Source organism: Arthrobacter sp. M2012083 (assembly GCF_000281065.1).
Lineage (GTDB): Bacteria > Actinomycetota > Actinomycetes > Actinomycetales > Micrococcaceae > Arthrobacter.
In genome coordinates this window covers 1-18,269 of the sequence record NZ_AKKK01000022.1, presented here as the reverse complement: position 1 = coordinate 18,269, position 18,269 = coordinate 1, and the positions used below count along the sequence as shown (strand labels likewise).

The 18,269-nt window shown below is 61.3% G+C and carries 19 protein-coding genes; 17 read left to right on the top strand and 2 right to left on the bottom strand.

Annotated elements, in window-relative coordinates; translation table 11 throughout:
* Positions 1-8 precede the first annotated feature (8 nt).
* The 15 genes from A477_RS23860 (at position 9) to A477_RS0111015 (ending at position 15,058) form a co-directional block, all read left to right on the top strand.
* Entirely contained in the window at positions 9-896 is an 888-nt protein-coding gene (locus tag A477_RS23860) for an FAD binding domain-containing protein (RefSeq protein WP_026005534.1), read from the top strand.
* Between the two features lie 6 nt (positions 897-902).
* Complete coding sequence (locus A477_RS0111080) at positions 903-1,436, top strand: (2Fe-2S)-binding protein (protein ID WP_017199058.1); 534 nt, start codon at positions 903-905, stop codon at positions 1,434-1,436.
* Complete coding sequence (locus A477_RS0111075; protein ID WP_017199057.1) at positions 1,433-3,772, top strand: xanthine dehydrogenase family protein molybdopterin-binding subunit; 2,340 nt, start codon at positions 1,433-1,435, stop codon at positions 3,770-3,772. Before A477_RS0111080 ends, A477_RS0111075 begins: the two co-directional genes overlap by 4 nt.
* Positions 3,765-4,919 (top strand): XdhC family protein, encoded by a 1,155-nt coding sequence (locus A477_RS0111070; RefSeq protein WP_017199056.1) that lies wholly within the window; start codon positions 3,765-3,767, stop codon positions 4,917-4,919. The genes A477_RS0111075 and A477_RS0111070 overlap by 8 nt, the downstream gene beginning before the upstream one ends.
* Positions 4,920-5,065: 146 nt before the next feature.
* On the top strand, positions 5,066-6,553 hold the full coding sequence (locus A477_RS0111065) for an aldehyde dehydrogenase (RefSeq protein WP_044568755.1): 1,488 nt from the start codon (positions 5,066-5,068) through the stop codon (positions 6,551-6,553).
* Between the two features lie 41 nt (positions 6,554-6,594).
* Positions 6,595-6,939, top strand: a complete 345-nt coding sequence (locus A477_RS0111060) for a RidA family protein (RefSeq protein ID WP_026005533.1) — start codon at positions 6,595-6,597, stop codon at positions 6,937-6,939.
* Between the two features lie 6 nt (positions 6,940-6,945).
* Positions 6,946-7,947: a PDR/VanB family oxidoreductase gene (locus A477_RS0111055; RefSeq protein ID WP_017199053.1), complete on the top strand. Its 1,002-nt coding sequence runs from the start codon at positions 6,946-6,948 to the stop codon at positions 7,945-7,947.
* 32 nt (positions 7,948-7,979) lie between these two features.
* Entirely contained in the window at positions 7,980-8,972 is a 993-nt protein-coding gene (locus tag A477_RS0111050) for a VOC family protein (protein ID WP_017199052.1), read from the top strand.
* A complete protein-coding gene (locus A477_RS0111045; RefSeq protein WP_017199051.1) occupies positions 8,965-9,795 on the top strand; it encodes an alpha/beta fold hydrolase in 831 nt (276 codons plus the stop codon). Before A477_RS0111050 ends, A477_RS0111045 begins: the two co-directional genes overlap by 8 nt.
* The gene (locus A477_RS0111040) at positions 9,792-10,535 is read left to right on the top strand and encodes a 3-oxoacyl-ACP reductase family protein (RefSeq protein WP_017199050.1); all 744 of its coding nucleotides are present in this window, start codon (positions 9,792-9,794) and stop codon (positions 10,533-10,535) included. The genes A477_RS0111045 and A477_RS0111040 overlap by 4 nt, the downstream gene beginning before the upstream one ends.
* A gap of 72 nt (positions 10,536-10,607) precedes the next feature.
* Positions 10,608-11,396: an SDR family oxidoreductase gene (locus A477_RS0111035; protein ID WP_017199049.1), complete on the top strand. Its 789-nt coding sequence runs from the start codon at positions 10,608-10,610 to the stop codon at positions 11,394-11,396.
* A gap of 33 nt (positions 11,397-11,429) precedes the next feature.
* Positions 11,430-13,100, top strand: coding sequence for a thiamine pyrophosphate-binding protein (locus A477_RS0111030; RefSeq protein WP_017199048.1), 1,671 nt, complete (start codon positions 11,430-11,432; stop codon positions 13,098-13,100).
* A gap of 16 nt (positions 13,101-13,116) precedes the next feature.
* Positions 13,117-13,743 (top strand): alpha/beta fold hydrolase, encoded by a 627-nt coding sequence (locus A477_RS22275; RefSeq protein ID WP_017199047.1) that lies wholly within the window; start codon positions 13,117-13,119, stop codon positions 13,741-13,743.
* On the top strand, positions 13,736-13,954 hold the full coding sequence (locus A477_RS0111020) for a recombinase-like helix-turn-helix domain-containing protein (protein ID WP_017199046.1): 219 nt from the start codon (positions 13,736-13,738) through the stop codon (positions 13,952-13,954). The genes A477_RS22275 and A477_RS0111020 overlap by 8 nt, the downstream gene beginning before the upstream one ends.
* Before the next feature lie 3 nt (positions 13,955-13,957).
* Entirely contained in the window at positions 13,958-15,058 is a 1,101-nt protein-coding gene (locus A477_RS0111015; protein ID WP_017199045.1) for a Rieske 2Fe-2S domain-containing protein, read from the top strand.
* 166 nt (positions 15,059-15,224) lie between these two features.
* Here A477_RS0111015 and A477_RS0111010 read toward each other — a convergent pair whose 3' ends face one another.
* Complete coding sequence (locus A477_RS0111010) at positions 15,225-15,743, bottom strand: cupin domain-containing protein (protein ID WP_011774625.1); 519 nt, start codon at positions 15,741-15,743, stop codon at positions 15,225-15,227.
* A 198-nt stretch (positions 15,744-15,941) separates the two neighbouring features.
* On the opposite strand from A477_RS0111010, the gene A477_RS0111005 reads away from it, so the two are divergent.
* Positions 15,942-16,499, top strand: a complete 558-nt coding sequence (locus tag A477_RS0111005; protein WP_017199044.1) for a MarR family winged helix-turn-helix transcriptional regulator — start codon at positions 15,942-15,944, stop codon at positions 16,497-16,499.
* 49 nt (positions 16,500-16,548) lie between these two features.
* The gene (locus A477_RS0111000) at positions 16,549-17,346 is read left to right on the top strand and encodes an aspartate dehydrogenase domain-containing protein (RefSeq protein WP_017199043.1); all 798 of its coding nucleotides are present in this window, start codon (positions 16,549-16,551) and stop codon (positions 17,344-17,346) included.
* Here the strand turns inward: A477_RS0111000 and A477_RS22270 are convergent.
* Positions 17,343-18,248 (bottom strand): glucose-6-phosphate dehydrogenase assembly protein OpcA, encoded by a 906-nt coding sequence (locus A477_RS22270; protein WP_044568751.1) that lies wholly within the window; start codon positions 18,246-18,248, stop codon positions 17,343-17,345. The two genes, A477_RS0111000 and A477_RS22270, sit on opposite strands and share 4 nt — an antisense overlap.
* Positions 18,249-18,269: the final 21 nt, after the last annotated feature.

The window sequence follows — 18,269 nt, the reverse complement described above, 5'->3', positions numbered from 1 at the left end:
GCTGACCAATGCGAGGCCAGAAATTAGGGGCTGGGCTGATAGCCCAGAGCCAGTCCGCCCTTCCACCATTTATATTGCATCGGCCTACTTCGCTCGGAGAAGCTGTGGCTCTAACCCGGCAGCATCCGGAAGCTGTGATTGCGGCGGGTTGTTCGGATCTGGTGGCCCAATTTCGTGAGGGATTGGAGCCGGAGGTTTTGGTTTCCGTGCAACGAATCACGGAGCTGCGGGCAATTTCGAATAATTCCGGGGTTCTGAGCATTGGCTCCGGGGTGAGCCACGCTGAAGGCAGCAGAAGCCCGGAAATAGTATCCACCGTCCCTGCCCTGGCTGCAGCTTGGGGATCAATTGCCACAGTTCGGATCCGCTATCGCGGCACCCTCGGGGGCAATCTCCTTTCACGTCGATATCGATACGAAATGCCTGTCATTCTGTCGGCCTTGGGTGGGCAGATGCAATTTCATGGCGGTGACATTACAGCCCTGCCCGTCTCGTCACTATGGGAGCGGGACTCACTGTGGGACCGCAGCCTTGGCAACGTAGGTATTCTCACCGCCGTCACCGTCGACACTGCGTCCCTGTTGTGGTTCGGCTACGAGCGGTCAATGCGCCCGGTGAGCACCGTGTCCCTCGCGGTACGAAAGAACCCGGTGGCCGGGCTCACCGTTTCTGCCGTCTGTGGCAGTGAATACCGGCAGCCTTTTGTCCTCTCACATGCTGCCGAGGCGACTGACATCACCGAACTCGACCCGGTCTCTGTGGGCCAGGTTCTGGCGGCTCAGCTTCCGGACGAGGCGGGCGACTACGCGGGGTCCATCGACTACCGCCGACACCTGGTGGGCGTTCTTTGCGGCCGTCTTCTTGCCGAAGCCACCGGTAACCAAAGGAAAGGATAGTCGGCCATGAGCCTTGAATCACCGGAATCAAACGAGGAAACACTCACCCACAATGTTGAATTCGAGTTGAACGGAAGCCCGGAGCGGCATTGTGTCCCTACGAGTGCCACGGTCCTGGACTTGCTGCGCAACAGCTGCGGTAAACAAGGGGTGCGCGCGTCGTGTGAACGCAGTGTTTGCGGTGCCTGCACTGTTTTGGTTGACGACCTTCCTGTAGCTGCGTGTTCCACGTTTGCCTTCGACGTTGACGGCGCTCGTGTTGAAACGGTTGAGGGCTTGGCGGCCCAAGACGGTACGTTGAGTGCCCAGCAGCAGGCATTCAGGGAATGTGGCGGCTTCCAATGCGGCTTCTGCACATCCGGCATGCTGATGTTGACCACGGCGCTGCTGCGGCAGAATCCACAACCGGAGCGGGAACAGATCCGCGAGTGGGTCAGTTCGAACACCTGCCGGTGTACGGGCTACGAGATGATTTTGGAATCCGTGGAGCGTGCAGCCGAACTGGCTGGAGCCAAGCAGCAGGATCAGGTTTCGGAATGACCGGGTTCGTGAATCCTCGCACTCCGGATGATGAGCCGATTGTGGGACGCGACCGCCCACGCTTGGACAGCACCATGAAGGTCACCGGCCGTGCGGTCTACACGGTGGACATTGAGAAGCCCGGGATGCTTCACGCGAAGGTCTTGCGAAGCCCGTATGCGCACGCGCGAATTCTGAGCATCGATGCTTCCGCTGCCCGCTCCCTGGCCGGAGTCACCGCCGTGGTCACCCGCGAGGAAATCATTGGACTGCATTCCTACGGAACCTACGTCAAAGACCAGCCGATTGTGGCCACAGAGTCGGTCCGCTATGTTGGCGACGTCGTCGCTGCAGTGGCCGCCGTGGACGAACGCACCGCTTTCGCGGCACTGGATCTGATCCGTGTTGAGTACGAGCAATTGCCGGCTGTCTTTGATGTGAGAGCAGCGATGGAGCCCTCCGCGCCCGCCATTTTTCCCGACCAGCCCTTCGCCGCCTACCCCGAGTACGGCGATGGAGCCTCGGGGGCGGCACACACTGCCCACAACGTGAGTTACGAGTTCCGCTACGAAACGGGAGAGGAGAGCGTCTGGGCGGATTGCGACTACATCTTCGAGGACACCTTTACCTTCTCCCGCATGAACCATATGCACCTGGAGCCCTTTGCCACTGTTGCCGAGGCGACAGCGAACGAAATCGAAGTGTGGACCTCCACTCAAAGCCCTTTCCCAATGCGCAAGGAACTGGCGAGGGTTTTTGGGCTGCCCGAAAACGACATCCGGGTCAACGTCCCGCTCCTGGGCGGCGGCTTTGGTGCCAAGAACGGCCCAAAAACGGAGGCGATCGCCATCCGGCTCTCACAATTGTCGGCTGGGCGGCCGGTGCGTTATTGCATGAGCACAGAAGAAGTCTTCCTGACACTGAGCCAGCATGACGCCATCCTCACGGTGAAATCGGGGCTCAAGGCAGACGGTGAGTTCATGGCGCGCCAGTCACGGGTACTGCTCAACGGTGGGGCTTATGCGGATGCCAGTCCGCTGGTGGCAGAGAAAGCGGGGTATCGGATGCCCGGGGCCTACCGCTGGAAACGGATAGATTCCGTCTGCCAAGCAGTGATCACCAATAGTGTCCCTGCCGGCGCCTACCGTGGTTTCGGCGCAACCCAAGCCACTTGGGCCAGTGAGCGCCAAGTTGACCTGATCGCCGAGCGGCTGGGTTTCGATCCCCTGGAGCTTCGACTAAAGAACACCAAGGAATTGGGGGAGGAGTTCGTACCCGGGGAAACGCCCATCGATTCGGACCTAAAGCATGGACTGATCCTGGTGGCGGACGCCATCGGTTATCGCGATCGTACGCGCTTAAGTAACCGTGGCATGGGAGTTGCCATTGGTATCAAAGATGGCGGTGGCGTCAACAAGCCCGCCCAGGCCCGCGTGAAAGTGACCACCAACGGCGATGTGTTCCTGAATTGCGCCTTGGTGGAAATGGGCCAAGGCGGTCATTCGGCGTTGTGCCAGATCGTGGCGGAGACGCTTGGATGCGATCCGAAGCGGGTGAGGTATGCCGCTATTGACACCGACAACACCCCCTTCGACCAAGGCACCAACGCCTCTTCGGGCATCGCCGTCATGGGTCATGCCGTCCGGCAGGCTGCTGAACGAGTGAAGTGTTCGGTGTTGGACACGGCGGCCGAACACCTGATGCTGGACAGGCAATCGATTCGTCTGGACGACTGGACGATCGTTGATGCTGAAGGCACCACTTATGAGCTCCCACCGCTGATTATGGAGAGATTCGGCGGAACGGGCTTCGAGTTTACGGCGGATGGCTACTACAAGGCCCGTTCCGCCAGCAGCGCGCCCCTGGAAGCACCCTGCATTTTTTGGGAGATCGGTTGGGCGGCTGCCGAAGTGGAGGTTGATCCGGAAACCGGTCGGGTGGAGCTTTTGCAACTGGTGGTGAGTGGAGATGCCGGCAAGGTGGTGAACAAATTGGGTTGCCGCGGCCAGGACGAGGGCGCCGCGGTTTTCGGATTGGCCCAGGCGCTGTTCGAGGAACTGCGGTATGACGACGGTGAGTTGCTGAACGGTGAGGCGCTCCTCTACCGGGTGCCTTTGGCGGAGGACATTCCCCGGCGCTTTTCCTCCATCACCCAGGAGCAGGGCCATGGGGCCGGACCTTTTGGGACCAAGGGGATGGGCGAAGGTGGCATGCTTCCCATTGCTCCAGCGATTGCCCAAGCCATCGCTGACGCAACCGGGGCACAGCTCACATCGTTGCCCATGACGCCTGAACGCGTCTACAACGGCATCCGCGCAGCGCGCGTGCGTCACGGCGGGGCTGACGGAAATGCGTGAGGTGATGGAGACGCTGGAGAACTCGTTGCCGAGCGATCAACATGTCGCCTTGGCAACGGTAGTCCGCACGGAGGGCTCCGCGCCACGGGCAATCGGAACGTCCATGCTTGTCACCGATGACGGATCCCCGGTCGGTTCCGTTTCGGGTGGATGCATTGAGGCAAGTGTGATCGAAGCAGCAGCCGGGGTCCTCGCCAGCGGGGTCCCGGAGCTTCACCGATTTGGCATTTCAGACGACGACGGTTTCGGCATCGGTCTGACGTGCGGTGGCAGCGTTGAGATCTTCATCCAAAAGTACGCTCCGGCCTCCTCCCGGCACTTTGCTTTACTGAAAAAGGCCTTGGAAGAGAAACTGCCATGCGCCATGGTTACTATTTTCGACGGCGTGCCTGGCCTGGTAGGTCGATCTGAACTTGTGCTGCAAGCTGCGGAAATCGAAGAGCTGTTCGTCGGTCAATCCCTTGCCCCGGATGTGGTCCGCGCCGCCGGGGGTGCAGTCCAGGAAGCAATTGCCTCCGGCAGTACGACGTCGGTCACTCTCGTGGCGGATGCCGGAACCGAAGAGTCGCTTTCCGTGCTGATCGATGTCTACCGTCCGGCCCGTAGGCTGCTAATCTTCGGGGCTATAGACTTTTCAGCCTCCCTGGCCCAGCTAGGGGCTTTCCTGGGTTTTCACGTCACCGTTTGCGATGCCCGTGCTGTCTTCGCGACGGCCGAGCGTATTCCCTCAGCCCACGAGATCGTGGTAGATCAACCGGCTCGCTACCTGCAGGCAGAAATCACGCGGGGAAGGCTCGCCTCGGATGCAGCTATCTGTGTGTTGACCCACGATGCCAAGTTCGATGTTCCGGTCCTGGACGTAGCCCTAAGGCATGGTTTTGAGTACATCGGGGCTATGGGCTCACGCCGAACAGCCAGGGACCGCCGGGAGAGGCTGATTAACTTGGGCCACACCGACCGGTCGGTGGCGCCACTCCGCTCGCCGATCGGGCTCGGCCTTTCCGCTTCCACGCCGGCTGAAACAGCAGTCTCCATCATGGCGGAGATCATCGCTACCAGGAACCAGAGCTCAGGGTTGCCCTTGGCGCACACCAGCGAGCCGATCCACAGAGGCGCGCTGGAAAGCGCAGGCTCCAACCAGAAATAACTTCGAACCTAAATATCTTGACAGAAAGTATCTTACTACTGATATTCTTTTTATGACGTAGTTCACAGCATCGGCACACGCTGCCTGTGGGCGGAGCGCATGTTTCACGCCGTGGGCATGACAGAGAGATGAACGGAAGCCTGAAGATGAGTACCGACAGCCTTGATGTAAGGGATGAAATCTTTGTGGGAGGCGTGTGGACCCGAGCCAGCGGCACACTGATCGAATCCGTCAACCCCGCTAACTCAGAGGTGTTCGCCACCCTCCACGGAGCAACAGCCGCGGATGTGGACGCCGCGGTGGCTGCCGGCCTGAAAGCCGTGGAAGAGTCCGGATGGGCAAAGAAGCTCCCTCACGAACGCGCCGCCGTACTCCACCGCATCAGCTCAGCGATTGAGGTCAACGCTGACCGCATTGCCAAACTGCAGACACTGGATACAGGAAAGACACTCGTGGAAACCAAGGCGCTCGCCATGAGCGCGGCAGCCACCTTCCGCTTCACTGCTTCCGCACTGGAAACCATGGAGGACGCACTGACGTCCCCTCGAGGGAACTACCTCAGCATGTCCACATATGAGGCGATCGGCGTAGTAGGGGCCATCACGCCATGGAATTCGCCGATTGCCAGCGACGCACAAAAAGTGGCTCCGGCGCTCGCGGCGGGCAACGCGGTGGTGGTGAAGCCCCCGGTCTGGGCTCCCTGGGTTTCGCTGTTGCTGGCACGGATTTGTGAGGAGGCAGGGCTTCCGGCCGGTCTACTTTCTGTCCTTCCTGGCCCCGGCCGCGTCGTTGGCGATGCGCTTGCCCGGCACCCCGGCATTGGCAAGATCTCCTTCACGGGTGGCACGTCCACAGGGCGCCAGCTGGCACATATTGCGGCCGAGAAAATCATGCCGATTACCTTGGAGCTCGGCGGAAAATCCCCCACCATTATTTTTGCTGATGCGGACTTGGACCAAGCTGTGGCAGGCGTCCTCTATGGCATCTTTTCTTCAAGCGGGCAGAGCTGCATTGCCGGCTCGCGCGTCTTCATCCAGCGTTCGGTCTATGAGGCCGTTGTCGAAAAACTGGTCAAGGGGGCCCAAGCCCTGCGGCTCGGACCTGGAACGGACCCAACCACCCAGGTAGGGCCACTGGTTGCCCACGCCCACCGGGACGCGGTGGCCACGATGGTGGAAGACGCGAGGCTGGCAGGTGCGCAGATCCTCTGCGGTGGCGCTGCCCCCACCGGGTCCCGGTTCCAGGCCGGCGCGTTTTATGAGCCCACCATCATTGCCGGCGTGAGCAACTCCGACGTCATTTGCCAGGAGGAAATCTTTGGGCCCGTGGCGGTGATCCTGCCGTTTGACGACGAAGCCGATCTCATCCTCCAAGCCAACGACAGTATCTTCGGCCTGGCGTGCGGGATCTGGACCTCCGACTACCGCTTGGCCTGGCGAACAGCGAGGTCCGTTTCGGCCGGCACCGTCTGGGTCAACACCTATAAGCAGTTCAGCATCTCCACCCCGTTCAGCGGGCTTAAGGAAAGCGGTCTGGGTACCGAAAAGGGCCGGGACGGCATTCGTTCCTACATGCACCAGAAGAGTATCTACATCGACCTCTCGGGTGCATCCATACCATGGGCCGGCAATTAGCCGGACAGGCTGCCACCATCCTGCTTTCGAAAGGTACCTCAATGAATGCCCACCCCTACAGCCCGGCCTTTGTAGCCGGGGGATTCGGCTTCGTCTCCGGCGCATTGTCGGTGGATGAACGTGGTGTTGCCGTTCCCGGCCGCTCTGAAGCGCTGGTTGCCGCAGCCGCAAGGCTCTCCGAACGATTGGAAACCGTCGGCATGTCCTTGCGGGACGTCATCAAGACCACCTATTTCGTCACGGACGTGACGCTGCGCGACGAAGCCAACGGCCACTATGAGGAGCTTTTCGAGGAGCCGCGTCCAGCACGTTCGTTTGTGGAGGTGGCCGCCTTGCCCTACGGGGCCACGGTGGAAATCGAAGCAATCGCCCACCGGAGGAAGTGAGGACCAATGAGCGTGGAAATTGAGAACCGGGTGAGTGCGGATTCTGCAGCCGCCGAACCCACGACGCTGACACTCAGGGTGCACCAGAAAACCTGGGAAGCCGACGGCGTCATCCGGATCATGTTTATGGACCCCACCGGGGCGGCGCTCCCGGCCTGGCTTCCAGGAGCCCACCTGAGCCTGCACCTCCCCAACGGGCTCACACGCGAATACTCCTTGTGTTCGAACCCGGACGACCTAACAAGCTGGACTGTGGCCGTACTGCGAACCCCCGATTCGCGCGGCGGGAGCAGGCTGATCCATGATGAGCTCCCGGTGGGAACGCTCATTAAGGTTGATGGTCCGCGCAACAACTTCGAGCTTGACCATGCCGAGCGCTACGCCTTGGTAGCAGGCGGTATTGGCATCACCCCCATTATTTCCATGGTGCGGCGGTTGGAATCAGTCGGAGCTGACTGGTCCCTGCTGTATACCGGCCGGTCACGTTCAACCATGGCCTTCCTATCAGAGGTGTATGACCTCCCCAGGCACCGGATAAGTATCCACGCTGCCGACGAAGCCGACGGCAAATTCGCTGATCTCTCCGAGGCAGTCGGCTCGCTCCCGCCTGAAGCACTGGTGTATGCCTGCGGCCCGGAATCATTGATGCAGGCTGTAGCGGGTGCCATGGCAGACGAAACAAGATTGAGGATTGAGCGGTTCAAAGCACCGGACGTTGCGGCCGGACCAGAACTCGATCCGACAAGTTTCGACGTCATCTGCCAGAGCACTGGTCAGCGGATCTCCGTAGGGCCTGATGTTTCGGTCCTGGAGGCCCTCAACGACGCCGGCATCAACGTTCCCAGCTCATGTGCGGAAGGCATCTGCGGAACCTGTGAAACAGGAGTCATCGAAGGCGACGTTGACCACCGCGATTTCCTGCTTTCCCCGGCCGAACGGGCAGAGAACAAATCAATGTTTGTTTGCGTTTCGCGTTGCCGGTCCCGGGACCTGATTTTGGATCTCTAGTACGAACATCACTCGACTGAAGGCTGATTCCCATGAACTATTTCTCAGCAGAGCCTGTCTGCAATCTGCGGTCGCTGCGTTCTGTGTCCCTTAAAGTGCCCGACACCCGGCCGGCCAAGGATTTCTACCATGAAGTCTGGGGCCTTTCCACCGTAGAAGAGGACACAGACAAGTTCTGGCTCCGCGGAACCGGTTCGGAACACCACATCCTGAGGCTGGAAAAGGGCGAGCAGAACGCCCTGGGCGGGGTCTCTTTCGCCTTGGCCACGCCGCAGGACGTTGACCGCGCAGCCACCAAACTCACTGCCTTGGGAATTCCGCTCTTCCGCGAACCCGGACCTTTGGATGATGCTGCCGGTGGCTACGGCCTCCAGCTGGTGGACCCCGAAGGCAGGCTGGTGGAACTTTCCGCCGATGTCCATGCGGTTGTCAGCCAGGAGCCTGCAGGTCGGCGGGCCCTTCCCCGCAAGATCGCCCACGTGGTGCTCAACACCGTGGATATTGACCGTGCCACCGCCTTCTATACGCAGGTGCTGGGGATGCGGATTTCAGATTGGTCCGAGCACCAGATGGCCTTCCTGCGGTGCAACAGCGAGCACCACGCCATCGCGTTCAACCAGGCCCCTTGGACTTCGGTCAACCACGTGGCGTACGAGATGCAGAGCATTGACCACTTCATGCGAGGGATCGGCAATCTGAAACAGCACAATATCGCACCCCAGTGGGGGCCGGGGCGTCACGGCCCGGGCGACAACACGTTTTCCTACTTCACAGACCCCGCAGGACTGGTTTGCGAATATACCTCCGAAGTTGCCCAGGTGGATGAAGACAGTTGGTTGTGCCGCACTTGGAAGCGCACACCCGAACTGTCCGACCAATGGGGAACGGCAGGTCCGCCCACGACCGCGGTCCGCAGCGCCATGGCTGGCATTCCGGACATCGGCTACAGGTCACTGGTGGTCCCCGGACGTGAAGACTACTTCTCCATGCCGGAAACTCCTGCCGCGGAAAAAGCCCATGCGTAGCAGTTCCTTGCCGCCAGCCACCGAAGCAGCGCCGACCGGCACTATTGCCGAAGGCAGGAAAACCGTCCACGGGATCTCCCTGGTTATTCACGGGGAAGGCACGCCCGTCTTCCTCATGCACGGCATCGGAGGCGCCGCGTCATCATGTGGTGCACTGGCCCACTTGCTGAGCGCACGCGGGTACCAGACGTTCTGCTGGGATGCACCCGGTTATGGTGAGTCCGCAGCGCCCCCGGAAGGTTTGGATCACCCTGCTTTGGTGCTGAAGATCCTGGCCGCACTGGATGTTGGCCCGGCCCACCTGATCGGCACGTCCTGGGGTGGAGTGATCGCCACCCGGATAGCTGCCCAAGCACCTGAGGCGGTGCGGTCCATTGTGCTGGCGGACAGCACCCGGGGCTCCGGAATTAATAAAACCGCAGCGCAACGCATGCTTGCGCGCGTTCCCGAGCTGGCCGCCGTCGGTCCTGAAATTATTGCGGCCCGACGAGCCGCAAGGCTGGTATCCCCGTCCGCCCCGGCTTGGGTGGCGGAAGCCGTCCGGGCGGACATGGCCGCCGTACGCCTGTCCGGTTTTGCATCGGCTGCCGCCATGATGGCGCAGTGCGACACCACGGACCTGCTGCCCGGGCTGCGGATCCCGACGCTGGTCTTGGTAGGCCAGGACGACGTGATCACGGGCGTCGCGGAATCCAGGGTCCTTGCGGAGAACATCCCTGGCGCCACGCTGGGCATCATTCCCGGCGCGGGCCACGCCGCTGTGCAGGAAAAGCCGACGGAGATGGCCGCTGCCATCCTCGCTTTCTGGGAGGATCTCCGGTGACGCGCCTGGTAGTAGTTACCGGATCCGGGCGGGGACTTGGCTTCGACATCGCCGAGCGATTGGCAGGCAGCGGAGACCGGATAGTCATTGCCGAGAAGAACAAAGACCTGGCCGGGCAAGCTGCAGCAACACTCCGTGAACAGGGCTTCGACGCCACGTCCGTCGTCACCGACATCGCCGACAAAGCCTCCGTGGCGCACCTGGCCACTGCAGTCCAGCAGTTGGGCGGGGCGGATGCGCTGGTCAACAATGCGGCGCTGGCCGACGGCGTAGGCGGCGACACGTTTTGGGAACTGGACGAGGAGTTCTTCCAGAGGGTGATGACCGTCAACGCCTACGGGACCTGGCTGGTCAGCAAACACCTTTACCCCCAGCTGGCAGAAAGCCGGGCAGCGTCCATCGTCAACATCGCATCGGACGCAGCACTTTACGGCTCTCCCCGGCTGGTCCACTATGTCGGATCAAAAGGGGCAGTCCTGGCAATGACCCGGACCATGGCCCGCGACGCGGGACCAGCCGGAGTCCGGGTCAATGCCGTTGCTCCGGGACTGACCCGGGTAGAAGCCACCGAGTCAGTGCCGGCCTCCCGGTACCGCCTTTATGAAGAGAACCGAGTGTTGCCCAGGGACCAACAACCCCGGGATGTATCAGGCGCCGTCCAGTTCCTGTTGTCCGATGCTGCAGGCTTCATCACCGGTCAAACCATCGTGGTGGATGGCGGCTTCGTCATGGGCCACTGAAGCCGCTGGCCACTGAAATCGCTGAGCCGAACCGCCCCGCAGCGGAGAAAAAACTAACAAGGAGTCCCATACATGGACCTGCAATTGAAGGACCGAACGGTGGTTGTCACCGGGGCGAGCTCCGGCGTCGGCCTTGCCACCGCCCGATACTTGCTGAGCGAAGGTGCCCGGGTTGCTGCCTGTGCGCGTGACGCCGGCAGATTAACCGCCGCGTTCGACGAATTTTCCTGGGCGGACAAGGACGCGATCTACCTTGCGTCGTGCGACGTCACGGACCAGGATGCCACCAACAGATTCATCGCCGGCACCTTGGACCGGTTTGGCGCCGTTGACGGCCTGGTGTGCAACGCGGGCCGTTCCTTGATGGCCACGCTCCAGGACACCACGGACCAGCAGCTGCGTGATGAGTTCAGCCTGAAGATCTTCGGCGTTTTGAATATGGTACGTTCCGCCAGATCTGCCTTGAATGCATCACCGCACGGCTCGGTGGTCAATGTCAACGCGATCCTCTCCCGGCAGCCGGAGTTACGCCTGGCTGCCACCTCAGCTGCCCGCGCCGCACTGTTGAACCTCACCCATTCACTGGCCGAAGACCTGGCCACAGAGGGAACACGGGTGAATTCAGTCCTGCTGGGCCTGGTGGACACCGGCCAGTGGAGGCGGCGCTACGAGGCATCCGACTCCGAGCTCGACTACGAGGCCTGGAGTGCCGAGATCGCTGCCAACCGTGGCATCAAGCTGGGCCGTTTCGGCACGGCTGAGGAGGTGGCCTTCCATATTGTTTCGCTGCTCTCGCCCCTCAGCGGCTACACCACAGGAGCAACCATCGACGTCGGAGGTGGCGTTGGGCGCTATGTCTAGCCAGCGGAACTTCATCACGAAAGAGATCCAGATATGTCAGTGACACAAGCAGCAACGGTCCCGCGGGGGCCAACAGGCGGTGACGTCCTGGTCCGTGTAATGCGTCGGCACGGCATCGATACGGCCTTCGGGGTCATCAGCATCCACAATCTTCCCCTCGTCGAGGCAGTGGACAGGGAGCTGAACTTCGTGGCTGTCCGCCACGAGGCCGCGGCAGTCAACGCAGCTGACGCCTATGCCCGAGCGTCCGGCAAAATCGGAATTGCCCTGACCAGCACCGGTACAGGCGCAGGCAACGCCGCGGGTTCCATGGTGGAGGCGCTCACCGCGGGAAGCCGCGTGCTGCACATTACCGGCCAGATCGACAGCGAGTTCATGGGCAGCAACCGTGGAGTGATCCATGAAGTCCCACGCCAGTTGCAGATGCTCCATGCGGTCTCCGGCTATGCCCGCACCATTTTTAATGGCAAGGATGCGGAGGCTGACCTGGAGGAGGCAATCGCACACCTGCTCTCCTTGCCTCACACGCCGGCCAGCATCGAATGGCCAACGGATTTGCAGTACCTGGCCCACCCGGATGATCAGCGGCCGATCGACGCTCAGGTAAAGCCTTTACCGGATGACGACGCCGATTCCGTCGCGGAAGCGGTCCGGCTCCTGGCAGGTGCCAAGCGCCCGCTTATCTGGGCTGGCGGAGGAGCGGCAGGCGCGGAGAAGGAACTTGCGGCTCTGCTCCACCACCTCGGCGCAGGACTCCTGACCAGCAACTCGGGACGGGGAGTGGTTCCGGAAGATGACCATCTTGTCATCGGGAACTTTGCTACCACTCCCGCCGCCGCCAGGCTGATCGAAAAGTCTGATGTGTTGCTGAGTGTTGGCACGCACTTCCGCTCCAACGAGACGCAGCATTATTCGCTCAAACTGCCGTCCACCCACATCCAGCTGGATCTAAATCCTGAAGCCGTGGGCCGGGTGTATCCGGCCACTGTGGGCTTGGTGGGCGACTCCCGCGCAATTCTTGGGGCGATTGTCAGCCAGTTGGGTAGCCATTCGGTGGACGCCGCGTGGGCGCAGCAGGTGCACGATGTTCGCCTCGAGGTACGGGCCACGCTGACTGAGTACATCGGCGGTTATGCGGAAATCTGCCACAGTCTCAGGGAGCGCCTGGACCGGGAATCCGTGGTTGCGCGTGATGTGACCATCCCCTCCAGCCAGTGGGGTAACCGCCTGCTGGAGATGTACTCCCGCGAAACAAACATCTTTCCGCTGGGTGGCGGCATCGGCCAAGGTTTGGCCATGGGCATTGGGGCGGCCTGCGCCCGCCCGGACGTTCCCACGGTAGTGATTGCCGGCGACGGCGGTCTGGCCGTTCACCTTGGTGAGCTTGCCTCGCTTGCCGGTTCAGGGGTCTGGTGTGTGGTGCTCGTGTTCAATGACGGCGGCTATGGGGTTCTGCGCAACATGCAGAAAGCCAACGGCTTCGCGGAGGCAGGAGTCAACTTGCATACACCGGACTTTGCTTTGCTCGCCCAATCGCTGAACCTGCCGTTCTGGCGGGTGCGCGGCCCCGGCTCCTTTGACGGGGCCTTGGTGGAAGCACTCGCGGTGCGGGGGCCTGCGGTGATCGAGATCGATGTCACCGCTTTGGATCCCGTACCGGGTGCGTTTGTTCCGCCCGTGCATATTCCAACCCCACGTCAGTAGAGGAACAGGAGAGCCCATGAAATCAAGTACGGAAGTAGATCCGCGCTCTGGCCATGAGCCCGGCGATGTGGTGCCACAGCACGACATCGTGTGCTTGCACGGCGGCGGGGGAGCCGCCGAATGGTTTGCCCAGCAGCTTGACGCTTTGGGGGCCCGTGCCTGGGAACCCCGAACCGGCGTTAAGTTCGACGTCACCGGCCCGCCCGGTCAAATGGACGACTGGGTTGAAGCGGCCTCGTCGGCCCTCTACGAGTCAACGGCCGGTCCAGCTCATATCCTTGCCAGCGGAACAGCCGCGTACGGGGCCATCATGCTCGCTGCACACCACCCGGAGCAGATCAAGAGTGTCATCCTGGGCGACCCCCTGGTGGACACGTCGGTTGAGGGATTCGTGGCCACGCTCAGGGGCGTGCGTGCGCCGTCCTTGGTCATTGCCGCCGCCCCTGACCCGGACGCCGATATCTCCATACCGCAAAGCATCGCCGGGGGAATCAGGAACGGGGTTTTTGTCATCATCGACAACACCGCTGTTCCAGCACACCAGAGCCGATCTCACTCATTCAACGAGTGGAGCAGGTCATTCATGAACATCGCTGAGGGTCTGCACACCGTCACCGAAACACAGGAGGAGCACAGTGCCTGAGCAATATCTTGACGCCAACCAGTCCCGGGTGGGTCCGCCCAACCCTTATGAGTTGAAGCTCGCCGGAGCCCTGTCCGAGATTTTCGCCAGTGGTAGCCACGAACTGCCGGCCATCATCTCGGGGCTGAACAATTTGGGCCTGAACGCCCCGGACGGTGAACCGTGGGATGAAACCCGATTCCGTTCCGAAATGCGACGACTGGGAGAGTAGGACATGACAACTGCAACTGCAACGGCAAGCTCCGTCGTCGGAGCCAGGGCCGGCAGGGCCAAGACTAAAACTGTCGTCGGTACCCGGCGCCAACTCGATGCCGCAGAACTGGCCGCGACGGGACTGAGGGATCGCTGGTATCCCATCTACCCGTCGCGGTTCGTGGGTCCCGGCGACATGGTTAAGGTCCGCCGGCTGGGTGTGGATTGGCTCCTTTTCCGCGATGCCAGGGGCCAAATCCGAATGTTGGAGGATCGCTGCCCCCACCGCAGCGCCCCGTTATCCGTGGGCCAACACCTGGGGGACCGGGTGGCATGCAAGTACCACGGCGTTCAGGTGGACGGCCGCGGCACCGTGGTTTCGGTTCCCGGGATGCCCGGCTGCGCGCTTGAGGGTAAGACAGTCACAGCATCGCTGGCTGTGGAGGAAGGCGCTGACATGATCTTTGCCTTCATGCCTTTGACAGAGGACTCTGTGGTGACGGCATTCAAACTGCCCGATCGTCTGGACAACCCTGAGGTTTCCTGGTTCTCAAACTACGCTGAATGGAATAGTCCGTGGCGTTTCTACATGGACAACGTCCTGGACCCGATGCACGGAGCGTTCCTCCACCGTGACTCGCATTCCATGTTTGGCGGTGATACCAGTGCCCGCTTCCGCATCCGCGAGACCGATCGTGGATTCTTCTTCGAGAAAACGGACCAGCGCGGCAAGAACTTCGACTGGGTGGAGTACTGCCGCGAATCCATGGATTACGTGGACCTGGAGATCCCGTATGCCGATTCGGCAGGTCCCGGGGGTTCGTTCGGCATCGTAGGAATGTCCACTCCTATTGATGCCCATACCTCCGCTGTTTTCCACTGGCGTACCCGGACCGTTTCCGACTGGGAACGGGATGTTTGGCGGTTCATGTACAAGACAACCCTTGAAGAAAAACACTGGGTGGTTTTGGAACAGGACCGGGAATTGTTGGAGGCGCTGGCTGCAGACGCGGACAAGGACGAGCACCTGTACCAGCACGATCTTGGAGTAGCCAGAATCCGTAGGGTCCATGACGCCGATGCCCAGAAACAGGCCGCGGTTCTCTCAGGGGGCGACGTTTAGCCGGTCGTTCCTGGCGAACCCTCCGGCCAAGGGATGGGTGGATACGGAAAGAGCCTGCAGCTCGTAACCCTTTGAGCTGCAGGCTCTTTTCGTTGTGCACCCAACCATTCAGCAAAACAAAACCCGGGTACCGGCCATATCGGCCGGTACCCGGGTTCTCGAAGGTCTAGCGGGTCACGCCATACATCTCCGAGGTGGGCGGATAGAACGGGATCTCCGGCTTCTTGGCGCCGATGATCACGCAGATGATTGCGTCAACGTCGCTGACGGTGCGCAAACTCCGGGGAACCCCTGCTGGAACGCGGATCAAATCGCGGTAGCCCAGCACGCGGCTTGCCTTCTTGTTGCCGTCTTCCACGTCGTGCACGCTGAACTCCACCTCTCCTTCGAGGACAAAGAACACCTCTTCGACGTCCGGGTGCGTGTGCTCAGGACCTACGCATCCGGCGGGCAGCACCATGTTGGAAAAGGTGAAATGCTCCGCTTGGAGGATGTTGTTGTCGTCCGAGTGGTCTCCGGTAGCTCCGGAACCGATGTAACGGACCTGCCCGCGTCGGAACTTTTCACCCATTTTGGTCTGGAATTTCAGGGTATTGAAGTCAACAACCCGGCTCTCACGGGAGGCGATGGCCGAATCAATCAGCTCCTCAAGTTCCGGTAACTTGCTTTCGATAACGTCGCTCATGATGGACCTCTCTCGGATTGGTTATTGCCAGAGTTCGCAAAAGTCGGGACAGTTTCAATCTCTCTCGACTCTAACTATCTCAAGACTAAGATATACTGGGACGTGCTGCAAGACCCCGGTGGAAAGTGCTCTTATTTGCCGCCTTCGTTGGGAAGCTCAGTGTTAAGATGCTTAGACCGAATGAAGGAGAAAGTGCGCATGACCACCGAATCGCGGAACACTGACACGGACGCCGTGGACGCCATTATTGAGGACTGGCATCGCGAGCGCCCGGATCTTGATCCCAGGACCATCGGCGTCTTTGGCCGCTTGCAGAGCCTGGTGGCGCGGCAGCGAGCTGTGCAGGATGTGAACTATGAGGAGTACGGGCTCACGTTGGCATCCTTTGATGTATTGGCGAACTTGCGTCGTTCCGGCCCTCCGCACCGGAAGACTGCTGGTGAACTCGCCAGTTCATCCATGCTGACCACGGGCGGCATCACCTTTCGGCTCGACCGTATGGAGGAACAAAACCTCATTGAGCGGGTTCGGTCGAAGGAGGATCGTCGGGTGGTCTACGCCCAGATGACGGACCATGGCAAAGAACTCATTGACGAGGTCATTTCAAAGCATCTGGAAACGCAGCGCAATATGCTCGCCGGCCTCACCGCCAAGGAGATCGACCAACTGGCGGTGCTCCTGAAGAAAACTGAAGCCTCCATCGTCGCCTATGACCCGAAGGCTTCCTCCGCGGACGAACTTACCCTTAACGTCTAGACGATCACGGCGCGGGTTCGTCCATCCACTCCATCAAGCAAGGAATCGAATGAAGCCAGGACCCCGCAGGATCGGAATCATCGGACACGGAGCCATTGGTGCTCGTGTTGCTGCTGACATTGCAGCTGGAAAAGTCGAGGGGGCCACCCTTGAAGGAATCATTAGCCGCAGCGCCATAGACAACGCGCCGGCACCCCAGCTGGAGTTGGAACAAGCGCTGCAGCGCTGCGACCTCCTGGTTGAATGTGCTGGGCAGGAGGTCTTGGTTGAGCATGGCGAGGCTGTGCTTTCTGCGGGCGTAGACCTGCTCGCTACATCACTCGGGGCGCTTGCGGACCCGCACCTCTCACAGCGATTGTCGGAGGCAGGGCCTGGCAGGCTTTTCCTGACCCCGGGCTCCATTGGTGGCCTGGACCTGTTGGCGTCGGGCGCCCGCGCAACGGGCTACGACGCCGTCAGGATAACCACAACCAAGCTCCCGGGTTCCCTGATTCAGCCGTGGATGGACCAGGTTGAGGCCGATCGCATTCGGAATACGGCCCGCCCCATCGAGATCTTTACCGGGTCCGCCGCCCGAGCCACACAATTGTTCCCCAAATCGCTCAACGTGGCAGCCGCCGTCGCCCTGGCGGTAGACGACTGGGACGCTGTGGCTGTGTCTGTGAGGGCCGACCCGGCTGCCGAGCTTACGACACACGTGATCGAGGCTTCCGGAAACAGCGGGAATTACCGCTTTGAAATCTGCAATAAAGTATCGCCACAAAACCCGCGCACCAGCGGCGTTGTGCCGTTCGCTGTGCTCCGGTCCTTGGAACTGATTATCGGCGCGCGTGGCGGGATGATCTAAACACGCCCCATGCCGATCACTTCTCCGAAGACTTCGTCGGGGTCGAGTCGTCGGAGTTCTTCTGCGAGGCAGTCTTTGAGGCTTCTGCGGGGGAGGGTGATGCGTTGTGCGGGTTGCCCCGGCTGGGTCAGAATCACCCCTGAGTGACCCGGCCGGGACAGCTGGACATCTCCGTCATCGCGGCGGAGCCTGATACTTCGGATGCCCATCCCTGGCTCGCCATCCACAATGGTGGTGGGAGCGTTCAGGGAGTTCTTGAGCCACGCTGCCAAGAGGTGGGTGCTGGCTGAATCGGAGGCGCCTTGAACCTCGACGGCGGTCACGGACTGTGCATCGACGTGGTCGAAGACGGCGGCGAGTTGCATGCGCCAGTTGGTCAGGCGGGTCCAGGCGAGGTCGGTGTCGCCGGCTTTGTAGGTGGCCCGGATGTTCTCCAGAGCGAGCCTTGGGTCGGGTTCGTTGGCTGAGTCGGTGATGCGGCGGTGCGCGATCCGGCCGATCGAGGTCTCGCACGCGCTTTCCGGGGCGCCGTGCGGCCACCAGGCCACGATCGGTGCGTCCGGGAGCAGCAGCGCCGCGACCAGGGATTCGCTTTCGTGGGCCATGTGCCCGTGCCCGCGCAGGACGATGACTTCGGAGGCGCCGGCGTCGCCGCCGACACGGATTTGCGCGTCGAGCCGGTCGGGTCCTTCCGCGCCGGCGTCGGCCAGGACGATGATCCGGCAGGGGTGTTCCCGGCTGGCTTCGTTGGCTGCCTCGATGGCGTCTTCTTCCTGCCCGGACTTGGTCACTACCACCAGGGTCAGCACACGACCCAACGCGATGACGCCGCCTTGTTCGCGCAGGGACATGATCTTCTTGGAGATCTTGGAGGTGGTGGTATCGGGAAGATCTACGATCATGGCCTTCTCCAGGTTCGTCCG